The organism is Acuticoccus mangrovi, from assembly GCF_016411865.1.
Lineage (GTDB): Bacteria > Pseudomonadota > Alphaproteobacteria > Rhizobiales > Amorphaceae > Acuticoccus > Acuticoccus mangrovi.
On record NZ_JAEKJA010000007.1, the window covers coordinates 167,251 to 182,159 of the forward strand.

The following is a 14,909-nucleotide window of genomic DNA, read 5'->3' on the forward strand; positions in this document are numbered from 1 at the left end:
CGCCTGCGAGCCTGCGGGGCCAGGGCGCTCAGCGCAGGCGGCGGAAGAAGTCGGCGAGGAGTTCGCTCGCCTCCGCCTCGGCGAAGCCGCCGTACACCTCGGGGCGATGGTGGATGGTCGGTTGGGAAAACAGCCGCACGCCGCTCTCGACCGCCCCGGCCTTGGGGTCGAGCGCGCCAAAATAAAGTCGGCGGATCCTTGCCAACGCGATCGCGCCAGCACACATGGCGCAGGGCTCCAAAGTGACGTATAGATCGCACCCCGTCAGCCGTTCTGACGCAAGTGCCGCGGCGGCGCGGCGAAGAGCCAGAAGCTCCGCGTGAGCGGTCGGGTCGGCATCGGTAATCGTGCGGTTGCCGGCGCTTGCGATCACCCGTCCGTCGCGCACCACGACAGCCCCGACAGGCACCTCGCCACGCGCCGCCGCCGCGCGCGCCTCGGCAAGGGCCATGTCCATGAATGACATCAGGATTGATCCACCTTAGATGACCACGATCGATGACGACCGGCCCGCGGACGAGCCGCACACCCCCCGCGAAGGCGAGCGCGTCGCCAAGGTGATCGCACGCGCCGGCGTCGCCTCGCGGCGCGATGCCGAAGCGCTGATCGAGGCAGGGCGCGTGAAAGTCAATGGCGTGCGGCTCGAGACCCCGGCCGTCGTCGTCACCGACAAGGACGAGGTGCGCGTCGACAACGAGGTGATCCCGCAGCGTCTGCGCACCCGGGCCTGGCTCTTCAACAAGCCGAAGGGGCTCGTCACCACCAACCGCGACCCGGAGGGGCGTGGCACCGTGTTCGACGCTCTGCCGTCCTCGCTGCCGCGCGTCGTCACCGTGGGCCGGCTCGACATCAACACCGAGGGGCTGCTCCTCCTCACCAACGACGGCGGCCTCGCCCGGGTGCTCGAGCTGCCGGCGACCGGGTGGACGCGCCGCTACCGCGCCCGCGTGCACGGCGAGATCGACGAGGCGCAACTCGCCGCGCTCGCCGAAGGCACCGCCGTCGACGGCGTGCTCTATGGTCCTATCGAGGTGACGGTCGACCGCGTCACCGGCGACAATGGCTGGCTGACGGTGTCGCTGGCGGAGGGCAAGAACCGCGAGGTGAAGATCGTCCTCGGCTCGCTCGGGCTGCAGGTGACGCGGCTCATCCGCATCTCCTTCGGTCCCTTCCAGCTCGGCGACCTGCCGCGCGGGGAGGTGAAGGAGATCCCGACCAAGCTCCTGAAGGATCAGCTCGGCCCGCGCCTGGCGGAAGAGGCGGGGGCCGACTTCGATTCGCCGGTGACGGCGCCGCCGCGTCGGGCGAAGCCCGTTGCGGCGACGGGTCGGGGGTCGGGCGAGCGCCCGGCGAAGCCGCGTCCGGTGCGGGACGGCGGTGGCGAGCGTCCCCGCCGGTCGGGTCGCTTCGGCGCGACCGACTCCGCCGACCGTGGGGCCCGTCGCACCGGAAGCCACCACACCGCCCCGAGCGGCGAGGGCCGCGACACGCGCTCCGACCGCCCGTGGCAGAAGCGCGAAGCTCGCGACGGCGCCGACCGCCCCTGGCAGAAGCGGGAGAACCGCGAAGGCGGCGACCGCCCCTGGCAGAAGCGTGAGAACCGCGAAGGCGGCGACCGCCCTTGGCAGAAGCGCGAGAGCCGCGAAGGCGGCGACCGACCCTGGCAGAAGCGCGAGAGCCGCGAAGGCGGTGACCGCCCCTGGCAGAAGCGCGAGAGCCGCGACGGCGGTGACCGCCCCTGGCAGAAGCGTGAGAGCCGCGACGGGGGTGACCGGCCCTGGCAGAAGCGCGAGAGCCCCGAAGGCGGTGAGCGCCCCTGGCAGAAGCGTGAGGGCCGCGAAGGTGACGATCGGCAGAGAGAGCCGCGCGAGGGCGGCGATCGGCCCTGGCAGAAGCGCGAGAACCGCGAGGGCGGCGACCGGCCTTGGCAGAAGCGGGAGAATCGCGAGGGCGGCGACCGCCCGTGGCAGAAGCGGGAGAACCGCGAGGGCGGCGACCGCCCGTGGCAGAAGCGGGAGAATCGCGAGGGTGGCGACCGCCCGTGGCAGAAGCGGGAGAATCGCGAGGGTGGCGACCGCCCGTGGCAGAAGCGTGAGAACCGCGAAGGCGACGATCGGCCGTGGCAAAAGCGTGAAGACCGCGAAGGTGACGATCGGCAGCGAGAGTCGCGTGAGGGCGGCGACCGGCCGTGGCAGAAGCGGGAGAACCGCGAGGGCGGCGACCGGCCCTGGCAGAAGCGGGAGAACCGTGAGGGCGGCGATCGGCCTTGGCAGAAGCGTGAGAGCCGCGAGGGCGGCGACCGGCCTTGGCAGAAGCGGGAGAACCGCGAGGGCGGCGATCGGCCGTGGCAGAAGCGGGAGAACCGCGAGGGCGGCGACCGGCCTTGGCAGAAGCGGGAGAACCGCGAGGGCGGCGATCGACCGTGGCAGAAGCGGGAGAACCGCGAGGGCGGCGACCGGCCTTGGCAGAAGCGGGAGAACCGCGAGGGCGGCGATCGACCGTGGCAGAAGCGGGAGAACCGCGAGGGCGGCGACCGGCCTTGGCAGAAGCGGGAGAACCGCGAGGGCGGCGATCGACCGTGGCAGAAGCGGGAGAACCGCGAGGGCGGCGACCGGCCTTGGCAGAAGCGGGAGAACCGCGAGGGCGGCGATCGACCGTGGCAGAAGCGGGAGAACCGCGAGGGCGGCGACCGGCCTTGGCAGAAGCGGGAGAACCGCGAGGGCGGCGATCGACCGTGGCAGAAGCGGGAGAACCGCGAGGGCGGCGACCGGCCTTGGCAGAAGCGGGAGAACCGCGAGGGCGGCGATCGACCGTGGCAGAAGCGGGAGAACCGCGAGGGCGGCGACCGGCCTTGGCAGAAGCGGGAGAACCGCGAGGGCGGCGATCGACCGTGGCAGAAGCGGGAGAACCGCGAGGGCGGCGACCGGCCTTGGCAGAAGCGGGAGAACCGCGAGGGCGGCGATCGACCGTGGCAGAAGCGGGAGAACCGCGAGGGCGGCGACCGGCCTTGGCAGAAGCGGGAGAACCGCGAGGGCGGCGATCGACCGTGGCAGAAGCGGGAGAACCGCGAGGGCGGCGACCGGCCTTGGCAGAAGCGGGAGAACCGCGAGGGCGGCGATCGACCGTGGCAGAAGCGGGAGAACCGCGAGGGCGGCGACCGGCCTTGGCAGAAGCGGGAGAACCGCGAGGGCGGCGATCGGCCTTGGCAGAAGCGGGAGAGCCGCGAAGGCGGCGACCGGTCGGAGCCGCAGGGCGAAGGCGGCGGGCGGTCTTGGCAGAAGCGCGAGGGGAGCGGCGGTGGCGGCCGGTCGTGGCAGCGGCGTGAGGGGGGCGAAGGCGCCGCCCGCGCGTCGCGGAGCTCGCGGCCGAAGGGAGGCGACAGCGCCCGCGCGTCGTTCAAGCCGAAGGGCGCCAAGTCGACGGGTACCAAGTCGACGGGCGCCAAGCCGAGCCGCGCCGGCGGGCGCGACGGCGCGTCCGGTCGCCCTCGCAAGCGCTGAGCCGATGAGCCGGCAGCGCGCGCCTCTTCGGGGCGCCGGGGCGGTGCGGCGGAGCGGCTGACGTGCGCATCGTCGGCGGCAGCCATCGCGGCACCTCGCTGGTCGCCCCGCGCGGCGACCGCACCCGCCCCACCACCGACCGGATGCGCGAGACGGTGTTCAACATCATCGCCCATCGCCACGGCGAAGCACTGCGCGACGGGCGCGTGCTCGACCTCTTCGCCGGCAGCGGGGCGCTCGGGCTGGAGGCGCTGTCGCGCGGGGCGAGCTTCGCCCTCTTCGTGGAGACGGCCACCGAGGCGCGCGCCGCGATCCGCCGCAACGTCGAGGCGCTGGGCGCGCTCGGCCGCACGCGGGTGTGGCGGCGCGACGCCACCAAGCCGGGTCCGTGCCCCGTCGCCCCGTTCACCCTCGTCTTCTGCGATCCGCCCTACGGCCACGGCCTCGGCGAGGCGGCCCTCGCGGCGGTGGCGGATGCGGGATGGCTCGCCCCCGGGGCGATCGCGGTGCTCGAGGAGCGCGCCGATCGCCTGCCCGAGGAGATCCGGGGCTTCGAGCGCCTCGACCAGCGCACCATCGGCGACAGCGCCATCGCGATCTTCGCCCTCGTCGGCTGAAGGGCCTCGGCCGGGCGCCCGGCCCTAAGGGCGGATACGGGCGAGGGTGATGGGCTCGCCGTGCGGCGTCGCTTCGGCGGCGGCGCGCCAGTCCGCCTGCTCGGCGCGCAGCGCTTCGGCCGACACGAGCCCCGCGCTCGCCCGCTCCAGCGCCGCCACGAAGGCGACGAAATAGGCCGTCCCGTCGTCCTGCGCCCGATGATCGCGCCGCAGCTCTTCGCCGAAGATGGCGGCGAAGGCGGAGGCGTCGATCACGCCGCGCTCGACGAGCACGGCCTTGAGCGCGAAGGCCGTCGCCTCCCAGGGAGCGGCGAAGGTCGGATCCTCGCCGGTGGCGCGGGCGATGTCGGCGAGGTCGTCCGCCATCGCGGCCGGAGGGGAGGGGGCGGCGCTCATGCCGGTTCCAGATAGGGCTCGAAGAGGTCGACGTGGACGTCCGCCGCGGTGGTGTCCGGACCCCACAGCGTCTCGGCGGCGAAGGCGACGTTGTAGAGCGGAGCCGGGGCCTCGCCGGCGCCCGCGGCGTTGGTGTCGGGGAAGACGTGGACGCCGTGCACCCGCACGACGGTGCCCTCCCGGCCGCGGACATATTGCGGCGCGCGCGTGTGCGAGGCGGGTCGCATCGGCTTCACCCGCACCCGGTCGCCGGCGGCGAAGGCCGGGGCGGGGCCCGGCCGGTCGACCGGTCCGCCGCGCGCCATCGCCGGGCGCACCGTGTCGGCCGTCAACACCTGGCGCGGCACCGCCTCGCCTTCGGCCACTCCGGCGTCGGCGACGAGACGCTCCAATGCGGTCAGCCAGATCTCGTAGTAGGTGGACGTATAGTAGAGCGGCCGTGGCAGGCTCTCGCGGACCGCGCGGCTGCGGTCGATCGTCCAGAGTCCCGTCGCCCCCATCGCGAGGGTGAGGGCGAAGGCCCGTCGCTCCCATTCGGCGTGGAAGATCGGCTCGTCGCGCTCCGGCGTCACCGGACCGAAGCCGTGCGCGCCGCCGATGTCGGCCGGGCCGTTCATGCGGCCACCGGCAGGCCGGTGCCGATCATGGAGTCGCGCGTCACGATGGCGGCAAGGGCCTCCTCGCTCCAGCCCGCGGTGCCGGCTGGGCGCATCGGCACCACCAGATAGCGGACCTCGGCGGTGGAGTCCCACACCCTGATGCGCGTCGCCTCCGGCAAGGCGATGCCGAAATCCTCCAGCACGCCGCGCGGGTCGGCGACCGCCTTCGCCCGGTAGGCGGGCGTCTTGTACCAGGTGGGCGGCAGGCCGAGGACGCTCCACGGATAGCAGGAGCAGAGGGTGCACACGACCATGTTGTGCACCTCGGGCGTGTTGGCGAGGGCGACCATGTGCTCGCCCTGCCGCCCGGAGAAGCCCAGCTCGGCGATGGCGGGGGTGGCATCGTCAAACAGGCGGGCGGCGTAGGCCTCGTCGACCCAGGCGCGCGCCACCACCTTGGCGCCGTTCTGCGGCCCCACCTCGTGCTCGTAGAGCGCCACGAGCTCGTCGAGCGCGGCGGCGTCGACGAGGCCTTGCTGTTCGAGGAGCGACTGGAGGGCGCGCACCCGCACCTCCATGTCGCCGAGGTGGCTGTGATCCTCGCTCATCAGGCCGCTCGCGCGGGTCGGGCGCCGCGGGCATGGGCCCGCACGGCGTCGGCGAAGGCGTCGAACACGGCGGCGGAGGGCCCGTCACTCGCGACGAAATATTCCGGGTGCCACTGGACGCCGAGGGCGAAGCCGGCGCCGCGCACGCTCACCGCCTCGATGGTGCCGTCGGGCGCGCGCGCCTCCACCTCCAGCCCGTCGGCGAGCCGGTCGATGGCCTGGCGGTGGACCGAGTTCACCTTGACCTCGGCGTCGCCGAGGATTGCGGCGAGGCGGCCGCCGGGCGCGGGCGCCACGGTGTGGCGCAGGGCGAAGCGGGCGTCCATGTCGGAATCGGAGGGGCCGCGGTGGTCGTCGCGGCCCGGCACCTCGTGCACGGCGACGTGCAGCGTGCCGCCGAGCGCCACGTTGAGCTCCTGAAGCCCCCGGCAGATGCACAGGAGCGGCAGCTTGCGGTCGAGGGCGGCCCGAATGAGGGGCAGGACGGTGCGATCCCGATCGGGATCGAAGGGCCCCGCCTCCTCGGTCTCCGCGGCGCCGTAGAGGCTCGGGTGCACGTTGGAGCGGGCGCCGGTCAACAGCACGCCCGAGGCGGCGTCGAGCAGAGCCGTCGGGTCGATGGGCGTCGTGATCGTCGGAAGCTGGACCGGCAGGCAGCCGGCGAGCGCGACGGCGCTGAGGTAGGTGGATGGCCCGCCCGACCAGGCGAGCCCGTTGTGAACGATCGCGTCGCAGGACGCGATCACCATCGGCTGAACCACGCTGCCCTCCATCCGGCCCGACGGACCAAATCTAGGGGCTTTTGTCGGCCGCCGGAAGGGGAGCAGTCAGCGGCCGGAGCTGCAGCCGGGATCCTTGACGAGGCGGGGGCGGCTCGGGGTCCCGACATTGACCAGCGGGCAGCTCCTGGAGAGCTCCTCCGGCGCCCCGGTCCGCGCGGCCGCGGGCGCGGCCGCGAGCGCGGCCCACCCGAGCCCGGCCGCCAATGAAGACTTCAAAATCTTGCCATAATTCATGCGCTGAACCCTCGTCTCGCCCGACAACTGGTCGGGTTGATGGGTTTTACTTAATTCAACCGCGAGGATCGGGGCATCGCAAAAGGTCGCAGGCCGGACAATACCGCGTGAGCGCCGCCGCCGGGGCGGACAGAAACCGGTTTGCTTAAATATGCGTCACATTGCACGAGACCCTTGTCCTGTTCGCGGAGGTCGGATTACACCTCCCGCTCACTTATCGGTCAGGATCGGCCGAGGGCGAGAAACTTGGGAGGAGGGCTTTCGATGGATCGTCGTTCATTTCTGAAGACTACGGGTGCCGTTGCGGCCGTCGCGGGGACCGGCGCTCTGGCGACTCCTGCGATCGCGCAGGGGCGCAAAGAGTGGAAGATGGTCACGACGTGGCCGAAGAATTTCCCGGGTCTCGGCGTGGGTGCGCAGCGTCTGGCGGACCGCATCACCACCGCGACCGACGGGCGCGTGACGGTGAAGCTCTTCGCCGCGGGCGAGCTGGTGCCGGCCTTCGAGTCGTTCGACGCGGTGTCGAACGGCACCGCCGAGATGTACCACGCGCCGGACTATTACTGGCAGGGCAAGCATCCGAGCTTCGCCTTCTTCACCGCGGTGCCGCTCGGCTTCACGGCGCCGGAAATCAATGCCTGGATTCAGTTCCTCGGCGGTCAGGCCCTGTGGGACGAGCTCTCGGGCGGCTTCGGCGTCAAGCCGTTCCTGTGCGGCAACACCGGCGTTCAGATGGGCGGCTGGTTCCGCAAGGAAATCAACTCGCTGGAAGACCTCAAGGGGCTGAAATTCCGCATGCCCGGTATCGGCGGCGAGGCGCTGCGGCAGCTCGGCGTCAACGTCATCGCGCTGCCGGGCGGCGAGATCTTCCAGGCGCTCCAGTCCGGCGCCATCGACGGCACGGAGTGGGTGGGCCCGCTCAACGATCTCGCCTTCGGCTTCTACCGCATCGCCAAGAACTACTACTATCCGGGCTTCCACGAGCCGGGCTCGGCGATCTGCGCGGGCATCAACGCCTCGGCGTTCGGCGAACTGTCGAAGACCGACCAGTTCATCGTCGAGCAGTGCTGTCTCGCCGACAACGAGATGATGTACGCCGAGTTCACCGCCAAGAACGGTCAGGCGCTCGACACGCTGGTGAGCCAGCACGGCGTGCAGCTCAAGAAGTTCCCGGAGGACGTCTTCGACGGCTTCGCCAAGGCCTCCGAAGAGGTGGTGATGAAGATCGGCGACTACGACGATCTCGCCAAGCGCGTGCGCGACTCCTACCTCAAGACCCGGGCCGATCTGTCCAAGTGGACCCAGGTCGCCGAGCAGGACTACTCCAACGAGCGTACCCGCTCGCTGGGCAAGCTCTAATCCCACACCCGGGCCCTACGGGCCCTCAGACCGCGATGGGCGGCGCACCGAGCGTCGCCCATTTTGGATGCATTTCCGCGAGGTCACGCATGGAGACGGTGGCGGCACTCATCGACGGCTTCAACCGCTGCGTCGGCAAAGTCGTCTCCTGGCTCGTTCTGACGATGGTTCTCGTCCAGTTCGGCGTCGTGCTGGCGCGCTACGTCTTCGGGACGGGCGACCTGTGGGCGCAGGAATCGATCGTCTACATGCACGGCTTCCTGTTCATGCTCGCGGCGGCCTACACGCTCTCCGAGGACGGGCACGTGCGGGTCGATATCTTCTACCGATCCGCCTCGCTGCGCTATCGGGCGATCGTCAACCTCGTGGGCGCCCTGTTCCTGCTGATCCCGGTGTCGATCACGATCCTGATCGCGAGCTGGAACTATGTCGCCTCCTCCTGGCGCATTCTCGAGGGGTCGATGGAATCGTCGGGCATTCCCGGCGTGTTCTTGTTGAAGACGGCCATCCCGGTGTTCGGCGTGATGATGGCGGCGCAGGGGGTCGTGATGATCCTGCGCTCGTTCATGGTCCTCACCGGCCGCGCCGCGGCGACGCCCGCTCCCCAGACGCTGCCGCACTAAGGAGGCCGACCCATGGGCGAGACGCTCGACGTCCTGATGTTCGCAGCGGCCGTGGTGCTGCTGCTGACCGGTTTTCCGGTGGCCTTCACCCTCGGCGGCACCGGGCTGATCTTCGCGCTGCTCGGCTCCATGTGGGGCGTCTTCGACTTCGCCTTCGTCTACGCGTTGCCGCAGCGCATCTACGGCACGATGACGAACGAGGTGCTGGTGGCGGTGCCGCTCTTCGTCTTCATGGGCGTGATGCTGGAACGCAGCCGCGTCGCCGAGGAGCTGCTCGAGACGATGGGTCAGCTCTTCGGCCCGATGCGCGGTGGCCTCGGCATCGCCGTATGCGTGGTGGGAGCGCTGCTCGCCGCCTCCACCGGCATCGTCGGCGCCACGGTGGTGACGATGGGCCTCCTCTCGTTGCCGACCATGCTGCGCACGGGCTACGCGCCCTCGCTCGCCTCCGGCACCATCGCCGCCTCGGGCACGCTGGGGCAGATCATCCCGCCCTCCATCGTGCTCGTGATCCTCGGCGACCAGATCTCCAACGCCTATTCCGAATCCCAGCGCGTCCTGCAGGAGCAGGCGTGGGCGAAGGGCGATTTCTCCTTCGTGCCCGGACCGCCGGTCTCGGTGGGCGACCTCTTCGCCGGGGCGCTGATCCCCGGCATCATCCTGGTGCTCGCCTACATCGTCTACATGATGATCGTGGCGCTGGTGAAACCCTCGGCGGCCCCGCCGGTGCCGGCCGATCCGAACAACCCCATCACGCTCAAGCGCATCATGCACGCGCTGGTGCCGCCGATCGTGCTCATCGTCGCGGTGCTGGGCTCGATCCTCGCGGGCGTCGCGACGCCCACCGAGGCGGCGGCGGTGGGCGGCGTCGGCGCGATCCTCCTCGCCGGCTATCGGCTGAAGGAGGAGCGGCCGCTCGTCATCTACCTCGCGACGGCGGCGCTGGTGGGCGTGCTGATCCTCACCAGCATGATGGATCTGCGCGTGTCGCGCACCGTCATCCCCGATGCCGACATGATCGGTATCTACGCGGCGGGCGCCCTGACGGCGCTCGTGACGCTCGGCGTGGTCGTCTCGCTCTGGCGCATCGCCCGCGCGCGGGTGCTGACGTCGGTAGTCCGCTCCACCGCCGAGATCACCTCGATGGTGTTCGTCATCCTCATCGGCGCGGCGCTGTTCAGTCTGGTGTTCCGCGGCCTCGGCGGCGATCAGCTCGTGGAGGACACGCTCGCCGGCATGCCGGGCGGCGCGCTGGGCGCGATGATCGCCGTCATGCTGATGATGTTCGTCCTCGGCTTCTTCCTCGACTTCCTCGAGATCGTGTTCGTGGTGGTGCCGCTGGTCGCGCCGGTGCTGCTGATGCTGGAGATGCCGGACGGCAGCACCATGAGCCCGGTGTGGCTCGGCATCATGATGGCGGTGAACCTGCAGACGTCGTTCCTGACGCCGCCCTTCGGCTTCGCCCTCTTCTACCTGCGCGGCGTCGCCCCGCCGGAGGTGAAGACGACGGCGATCTATCGCGGCATCATCCCCTTCGTGTTCATCCAGGTGTTGATGCTGGTGGCGCTCTGGTACCTCCCGAGCCTCGCCACCTGGCTGCCGACGACGATCTACGGCGACTGACCGCGCCGAGCGGTGCCGGCCGGCGGGGGTGGCCTAAGCCGCCCGCGCGCCGATCGTCATGCCGAGCGCCGCGATGCCGTCCCGCGCTCCCGCGAGGAAGGCGAGCACCGGGGGTGTGTCGGCGTGAAAGCAGATCGTGCCGGGGTCGAGCCTGACATCGTCGCCTTCGATGCTGCGCACCACGCCCTCGGCGGCCATCCGCGTCACGCGGTCGACGACGGCCTCCGGCGCGAGGACCATGGCGTCGGTGCGGCGCCGGTCCACCAGGGCGCCGTTCGCATGGTAGGCGCGGTCGGAGAAGGCCTCGCGCACGAAGGGCACGCCGACGCGCTCGGCGGCCGCTTCCATCGCGGAGAAGGGAAGGCCGTAGAGCGGCAGCCCCTCGCGGTACTCGGCGACCGCCTCGGCGAGGGTGGTGGCGATCCGCTCGTCCTGGCCGGCGCGGTTGTAGAGCGCCCCGTGGCACTTCACGTGGCTGAGGGTCATCCCCTCCATACGCAGGAAGCCGTCGAGCGCGCCCATCTGGTACTGGATGACGGCCTTCAGCTCGTCGTCGCCCATGTCCATGAAGCGCAGGCCGAACCCTGCGAGGTCGGGATAGGACGGATGGGCTCCGACGCGGCAGCCGGCGGCCTTTGCCGCGGCCACGTAGCGCTTGATGAGATAGGGATCGCCGGCATGGAAGCCGCAGGCGAGATTGACCGACGACACCATGCGCATGATGCGCTCCACCGCGGTCGGCGGGTCGATGCTGTCGATCGGGCCGCCGCGTTCGAGATCCGCCCGCCAGATCTGGTTGGGCCCCGCCCACACCCCGTAACCCTCGCCGATGTCGGCGTTGAAATCGATCGTCTGCGGGGTGGTCATGCGCCTGTGCCTCGTTGCACGCCGGCCGGGCCGGGCGGCCCGCGGTCGAGCCGAAAAGAATACGAAATCGGCCGGGCTGGCAAATCTCCGAGAGGATGGCCGACCGCGGGGGGCCGCCGCGACCACGACCGAAGCGGCGAGGCGAGGCGGGTGGTCGCGCCACGTCGGGCAGCCGATCGATGAACGGCTGTCGATCCCGCGCGGGGACCTCGGTTGTCGCACGGATCGGCGGGCGATGTTCTCGTCTGCGGTCCGATCGTTCGGCTGCGTGCGGCGTCTGTTTAAGAAAACAGTTCAATCTACACGTGTTGAATGCGCGGCATCTCAAGGAATGGGCGCATTCAATACGATAGAGTGCAGGAAATTCTCCATCGTCGGCCATTTACAACTTGACTGGTTCGCCCGCTATAACGAGCGTCGGTCCCCGGTTGACGGCGCGGCAGCCGAATGCGTACAGATAAGCATACAGAAAAGAGTACGGAATTCGATCATGGCCGCCTCGAAGGAAAGCGCCGATGTGCGTTCGGTCTCGTCATCCCAACGCGCCTACGACGAGCTGCGTGAGCTCTTGATGCGGTTCGCCTTGCTGCCCAATCAGAAGATCAACGAGGTGATGCTGGCGGCGCAGCTGCATACGAGCCGAACCCCGCTGCGCGAGGCGCTCAACCGGCTCGTGGCCGAAGGGCTGCTCAACAATCAGGGGCGCGGCTTCTCGGTGCCCGATCTGAAGCCGGAAGTGGTGCGCGACCTCTTCGAGGCGCGCCTCGAGATCGAGTGCAGCACCGCGCGTCTTGCCTGCGAGCGCGCCTCCGACGAGGACCTGAAGGCGCTCTCCGACTTCCTGACCGAGAGCGCCTCGGAGTCGCCCAACGTCTCGGTGGACCGTCTCATCGAGCTCGACATCCGCTTCCACGACACCATCGCCCGGCTCTCCCAGAACCAGGTGCTCCGCAGCCTGCTGTCGAACCTCAACGACCGCATCCACCTGATCCGCTGGATCGCGATGGAAGGGCGCCGCGACAACACGCAGGCCCAGCATCGCAAAATCCTCGAGCGCATCGAGGCGCGCGACAAGGAGGGGGCGGCGGCGGCGATGCGCCGGCACATCATCCACCGCAACGATGACATCCTTGCCGCGATCAAGGCGGCCTACGGGCACGTCTACACGCTGTCGGCGGTCTAGCCCGCGGCCCGCTCCGGCGTCGACAGTCCGATGGAGCATCACATCATCATCGGCGCCGGCTCGGGGATCGGTGCGGCTCTCGCCCGCGCGATCGCCGGCGCGCGGGCGCGGCTGCTGCTCCACACCGGCCACAACCGAGAGCGCCTTCAGGCGGTGGCCGAGGACTGCCGCCGGCTGGGGGCGGAGGTCGACACCTGCATCGGCGGTACCGAGGACGAGGCGCTCTTCGGCGCGGTGGCCGCGTGGTGCGAGACGCTGCCCGCGGACGGCTTGACCGGCTTCACCTTCGCGGCGGGCTACGCCAAGCGCGGCACGGTGAGCGACGTGCGGGCGGACGAGCTCGTGGCGAGCCTCGCGGCGATGCCGCTCGCGTTTCAGCGGCTTGCCACGCTGCTGAGCCCCCGGCTCGCCGACAACAGGGGGCGGATCGTGTGCGTCAGCGCGTTCGGCGCGCATCGGACCAAGACCCGCAGCTACGCCTCGACGGCGCCGGCCAAGGCGGCGCTCGAAGCGCAGGTCCGGGTTTATGCCGCGAACCTCGCCCCCCGGGGCATCACCGTGAACGCGGTGGTGCCGGGCTACATCGCCAAGGAGCCGGGCACGCCGTCGTCGCTGACGCCCGCGCAGTGGCAGGCCGTCGTGTCGGAAATACCGATGGCCCGCGTCGGCGCGCGCGAGGAGGTGGCCGCGGTGGTGAAGTTCCTGCTGTCGCCGGAGGCGGGCTACCTCACCGGCCAGTCCATCCACGTCAACGGCGGCCTGACCCTCTAGGCCGCGGCCGGGCGGCGTGTCAGCGGCGCACCATCACGAAGCGGGCGAGGGAGTTCTTGCGCCGCTGGAAGGCGAGCTTGGAGTTGCGCAGGTAGCGCTCGAAGAAGGTGTACTTCTCCTCGCCCCACTCGGCGAGGATCGTCGCCTTGTGCGTCTTGAGGGTCTTCACCCACGCGTCCAGCGTGTCGGCATATTGGGTGGGGTCGTTCTCCAGATAGATCACCCGAAAGGCGCCGTTCGCCCCCTCGATGACTTCCTCGATGAACGGAATGTCGGACTGCGGAAACACCGTCTGCGGGATCCACTTCTTCGCCTCGTCGAAGGTGAGGGCGTCCCACACGATGGTTTGAAGCGAGAAGCGGGCGCCGGGGGTCGTCAGCGTGTGCAGCTTGTCGAAAAAGGCGCGGTAGCGCTGCAGCTTCTCCGGCCGATCCATCTCCGGACGGGCGAAATGCTCGAAGGCGCCGATGGAGATCGCCGCGTCGAAGCGCTCGTCGGTGTCGAACTCGTAGACGTCCTGGAGCTTCGCTTCGGCGCCCGGCCAGCCGCCGGCCGTGATGTGGTCGAGCTGGTCGCGCGACAGGGTGAGGCCGAGCGCCCGTGCCGCGCCGCGCTCCGTCACCGCCGCCTTCAGGATGGCGCCCCAGCCGCAGCCGATGTCGAGGAGACTGCCGCCCTTCGGAATGCGCGCCGCATCGAGGTGGAAGGTGAGCTTGTTCAACTGCGCGGCGGTGAGATCGGGCTCCGCATTCTCGATCGCGAGCGGATCGCGCCAGCGGGCGGAGGAGTAGGAGAGGGTCGGGTCGAGCCAGAGGGAGAAGAAGCGCGTGTCGTTGTCGTAGTGATACTCGATCGCTTCCGACGCGCTCATCGCCTGCGCGTCTTCGATCTCGGCCGGCATGAATTGTTTGGCAGTCATGGCGTGTCTCTCGGCGCGGGTTCGCATCGCGCGCTCTTTGTCGCGTGGTCCTCTCGCCCCATACGCCTTTGCGAGGCCGATGGCGAGGCGACCGGTCCTGTCGTAGAAGGAGGCGCCCGCCTCGCGGCACGGCGTCTCCGAGAAAGAGAAGGCAAGCCCCATGCCGAAGTTCATTTGCACCGAAGCCGAGCTGCTCGCTCACTACGGCACCCCGAAGCCGCCGTCGCTGGTCAAGGTGGCGCCGACCATCACCCCGCACTATCGCGCCTGGATCGAGGCCTCACCCTTCTTCGCCTTCGCGAGCGTCGGCCCGGAGGGGCTCGACTGCAGCCCGCGCGGCGACGAGGGCTCGGCGGTGACGATCGTCGACGAGCGGACCCTCGCGATCCCCGACCGCCGCGGCAACGACCGCATCGACACGCTGCGCAACATCGTGCGCGATCCGCGTGTGGCGCTGATGTTTCTCATTCCGGGCTCCGGCACCGTGCTGCGCGTCAACGGCGAGGCGGCGATCACCGCCGACAACGACGTGCTCGAGCGCTACGCCGTGCACGGCAAGGCGCCGCGCACGGTGGTGTTCGTGACGGTGCGGGAGGTCTATTTTCAATGCGCGCGGGCGGTGAACCGGGCGAAGCTGTGGGAGGGCGGGCACGCCGACCTCGCGAGCCTTCCTTCGGTGGGGGCGATCCTGGAGGAATTGTCGCAGGCGACCATCGATGGCGACACCTACGATGCCGAATGGCCAGGCCGTGCCGCGAACTCCATGTGGTAGGCGCGGGGATGGCATGCGCCAAAGGGTGGCCGGGGCTGTGAAGGGCGTTTCGTCAA

Annotated in this window: 15 protein-coding genes; 8 read left to right on the forward strand and 7 right to left on the reverse strand. The window is 70.2% G+C overall.

Features of this window, described 5'->3' with window-relative positions:
* Window positions 1-28: 28 nt before the first annotated feature.
* Window positions 29-457: a nucleoside deaminase gene (locus JCR33_RS09990; protein ID WP_198882209.1), complete on the reverse strand. Its 429-nt coding sequence runs from the start codon at window positions 455-457 to the stop codon at window positions 29-31.
* A gap of 28 nt (window positions 458-485) precedes the next feature.
* Between JCR33_RS09990 and JCR33_RS09995 the strand changes: the two genes are divergently transcribed.
* Window positions 486-3,500: a pseudouridine synthase gene (locus tag JCR33_RS09995; protein WP_198881908.1), complete on the forward strand. Its 3,015-nt coding sequence runs from the start codon at window positions 486-488 to the stop codon at window positions 3,498-3,500.
* Between the two features lie 62 nt (window positions 3,501-3,562).
* On the forward strand, window positions 3,563-4,117 hold the full coding sequence (rsmD, locus tag JCR33_RS10000; protein WP_198881909.1) for a 16S rRNA (guanine(966)-N(2))-methyltransferase RsmD: 555 nt from the start codon (window positions 3,563-3,565) through the stop codon (window positions 4,115-4,117).
* A 24-nt stretch (window positions 4,118-4,141) separates the two neighbouring features.
* On the opposite strand, the gene JCR33_RS10005 is transcribed toward rsmD, so the two are convergent.
* Genes JCR33_RS10005 through JCR33_RS10020 form a run of 4 tightly spaced genes read right to left on the reverse strand, consistent with a single transcriptional unit; the run spans window position 4,142 to window position 6,481 of the window.
* Complete coding sequence (locus JCR33_RS10005) at window positions 4,142-4,513, reverse strand: hypothetical protein (RefSeq protein WP_198881910.1); 372 nt, start codon at window positions 4,511-4,513, stop codon at window positions 4,142-4,144.
* Window positions 4,510-5,130 (reverse strand): nitrile hydratase subunit beta, encoded by a 621-nt coding sequence (gene nthB / locus JCR33_RS10010; RefSeq protein WP_198881911.1) that lies wholly within the window; start codon window positions 5,128-5,130, stop codon window positions 4,510-4,512. Before nthB ends, JCR33_RS10005 begins: the two co-directional genes overlap by 4 nt.
* Window positions 5,127-5,720: a nitrile hydratase subunit alpha gene (gene nthA, locus JCR33_RS10015; protein ID WP_198881912.1), complete on the reverse strand. Its 594-nt coding sequence runs from the start codon at window positions 5,718-5,720 to the stop codon at window positions 5,127-5,129. Before nthA ends, nthB begins: the two co-directional genes overlap by 4 nt.
* A complete protein-coding gene (locus JCR33_RS10020) occupies window positions 5,720-6,481 on the reverse strand; it encodes a gamma-glutamyl-gamma-aminobutyrate hydrolase family protein (protein WP_198881913.1) in 762 nt (253 codons plus the stop codon). Before JCR33_RS10020 ends, nthA begins: the two co-directional genes overlap by 1 nt.
* A 519-nt stretch (window positions 6,482-7,000) precedes the next feature.
* On the opposite strand from JCR33_RS10020, the gene JCR33_RS10025 reads away from it, so the two are divergent.
* From JCR33_RS10025 to JCR33_RS10035, 3 genes are all read left to right on the forward strand, one after another.
* Window positions 7,001-8,095 (forward strand): TRAP transporter substrate-binding protein, encoded by a 1,095-nt coding sequence (locus JCR33_RS10025; protein WP_198881914.1) that lies wholly within the window; start codon window positions 7,001-7,003, stop codon window positions 8,093-8,095.
* 89 nt (window positions 8,096-8,184) lie between these two features.
* A complete protein-coding gene (locus JCR33_RS10030) occupies window positions 8,185-8,718 on the forward strand; it encodes a TRAP transporter small permease subunit (RefSeq protein ID WP_198881915.1) in 534 nt (177 codons plus the stop codon).
* A gap of 12 nt (window positions 8,719-8,730) precedes the next feature.
* Window positions 8,731-10,341 (forward strand): TRAP transporter large permease, encoded by a 1,611-nt coding sequence (locus JCR33_RS10035; RefSeq protein ID WP_198881916.1) that lies wholly within the window; start codon window positions 8,731-8,733, stop codon window positions 10,339-10,341.
* Window positions 10,342-10,374: 33 nt separating this feature from the next.
* Here JCR33_RS10035 and JCR33_RS10040 read toward each other — a convergent pair whose 3' ends face one another.
* Window positions 10,375-11,208: a 5-oxoprolinase subunit PxpA gene (locus tag JCR33_RS10040; RefSeq protein WP_198881917.1), complete on the reverse strand. Its 834-nt coding sequence runs from the start codon at window positions 11,206-11,208 to the stop codon at window positions 10,375-10,377.
* A 490-nt stretch (window positions 11,209-11,698) separates the two neighbouring features.
* Between JCR33_RS10040 and JCR33_RS10045 the strand changes: the two genes are divergently transcribed.
* Window positions 11,699-12,391: a GntR family transcriptional regulator gene (locus tag JCR33_RS10045; protein ID WP_198881918.1), complete on the forward strand. Its 693-nt coding sequence runs from the start codon at window positions 11,699-11,701 to the stop codon at window positions 12,389-12,391.
* Window positions 12,392-12,421: 30 nt separating this feature from the next.
* Window positions 12,422-13,162, forward strand: coding sequence for an SDR family NAD(P)-dependent oxidoreductase (locus tag JCR33_RS10050; RefSeq protein WP_198881919.1), 741 nt, complete (start codon window positions 12,422-12,424; stop codon window positions 13,160-13,162).
* A gap of 19 nt (window positions 13,163-13,181) precedes the next feature.
* Here JCR33_RS10050 and JCR33_RS10055 read toward each other — a convergent pair whose 3' ends face one another.
* Window positions 13,182-14,081, reverse strand: coding sequence for a class I SAM-dependent methyltransferase (locus JCR33_RS10055; RefSeq protein ID WP_198881920.1), 900 nt, complete (start codon window positions 14,079-14,081; stop codon window positions 13,182-13,184).
* Between the two features lie 160 nt (window positions 14,082-14,241).
* On the opposite strand from JCR33_RS10055, the gene JCR33_RS10060 reads away from it, so the two are divergent.
* Window positions 14,242-14,853 (forward strand): pyridoxamine 5'-phosphate oxidase family protein, encoded by a 612-nt coding sequence (locus tag JCR33_RS10060; RefSeq protein WP_198881921.1) that lies wholly within the window; start codon window positions 14,242-14,244, stop codon window positions 14,851-14,853.
* Window positions 14,854-14,909: the final 56 nt, after the last annotated feature.

Coding starts and splice junctions, on each gene's coding strand:
- JCR33_RS10025 (WP_198881914.1), top strand. CDS start 7,001: ATGGATCGTCGTTCATTTCTGAAGACTACGGGTGCCGTTGCGGCCGTC.
- nthB (WP_198881911.1), bottom strand. CDS start 5,130: ATGAACGGCCCGGCCGACATCGGCGGCGCGCACGGCTTCGGTCCGGTG.
- JCR33_RS10050 (WP_198881919.1), top strand. CDS start 12,422: ATGGAGCATCACATCATCATCGGCGCCGGCTCGGGGATCGGTGCGGCT.
- nthA (WP_198881912.1), bottom strand. CDS start 5,720: ATGAGCGAGGATCACAGCCACCTCGGCGACATGGAGGTGCGGGTGCGC.
- JCR33_RS09995 (WP_198881908.1), top strand. CDS start 486: ATGACCACGATCGATGACGACCGGCCCGCGGACGAGCCGCACACCCCC.
- JCR33_RS09990 (WP_198882209.1), bottom strand. CDS start 457: ATGGACATGGCCCTTGCCGAGGCGCGCGCGGCGGCGGCGCGTGGCGAG.
- JCR33_RS10055 (WP_198881920.1), bottom strand. CDS start 14,081: ATGACTGCCAAACAATTCATGCCGGCCGAGATCGAAGACGCGCAGGCG.
- JCR33_RS10035 (WP_198881916.1), top strand. CDS start 8,731: ATGGGCGAGACGCTCGACGTCCTGATGTTCGCAGCGGCCGTGGTGCTG.
- JCR33_RS10045 (WP_198881918.1), top strand. CDS start 11,699: ATGGCCGCCTCGAAGGAAAGCGCCGATGTGCGTTCGGTCTCGTCATCC.
- JCR33_RS10040 (WP_198881917.1), bottom strand. CDS start 11,208: ATGACCACCCCGCAGACGATCGATTTCAACGCCGACATCGGCGAGGGT.
- JCR33_RS10005 (WP_198881910.1), bottom strand. CDS start 4,513: ATGAGCGCCGCCCCCTCCCCTCCGGCCGCGATGGCGGACGACCTCGCC.
- JCR33_RS10060 (WP_198881921.1), top strand. CDS start 14,242: ATGCCGAAGTTCATTTGCACCGAAGCCGAGCTGCTCGCTCACTACGGC.
- JCR33_RS10030 (WP_198881915.1), top strand. CDS start 8,185: ATGGAGACGGTGGCGGCACTCATCGACGGCTTCAACCGCTGCGTCGGC.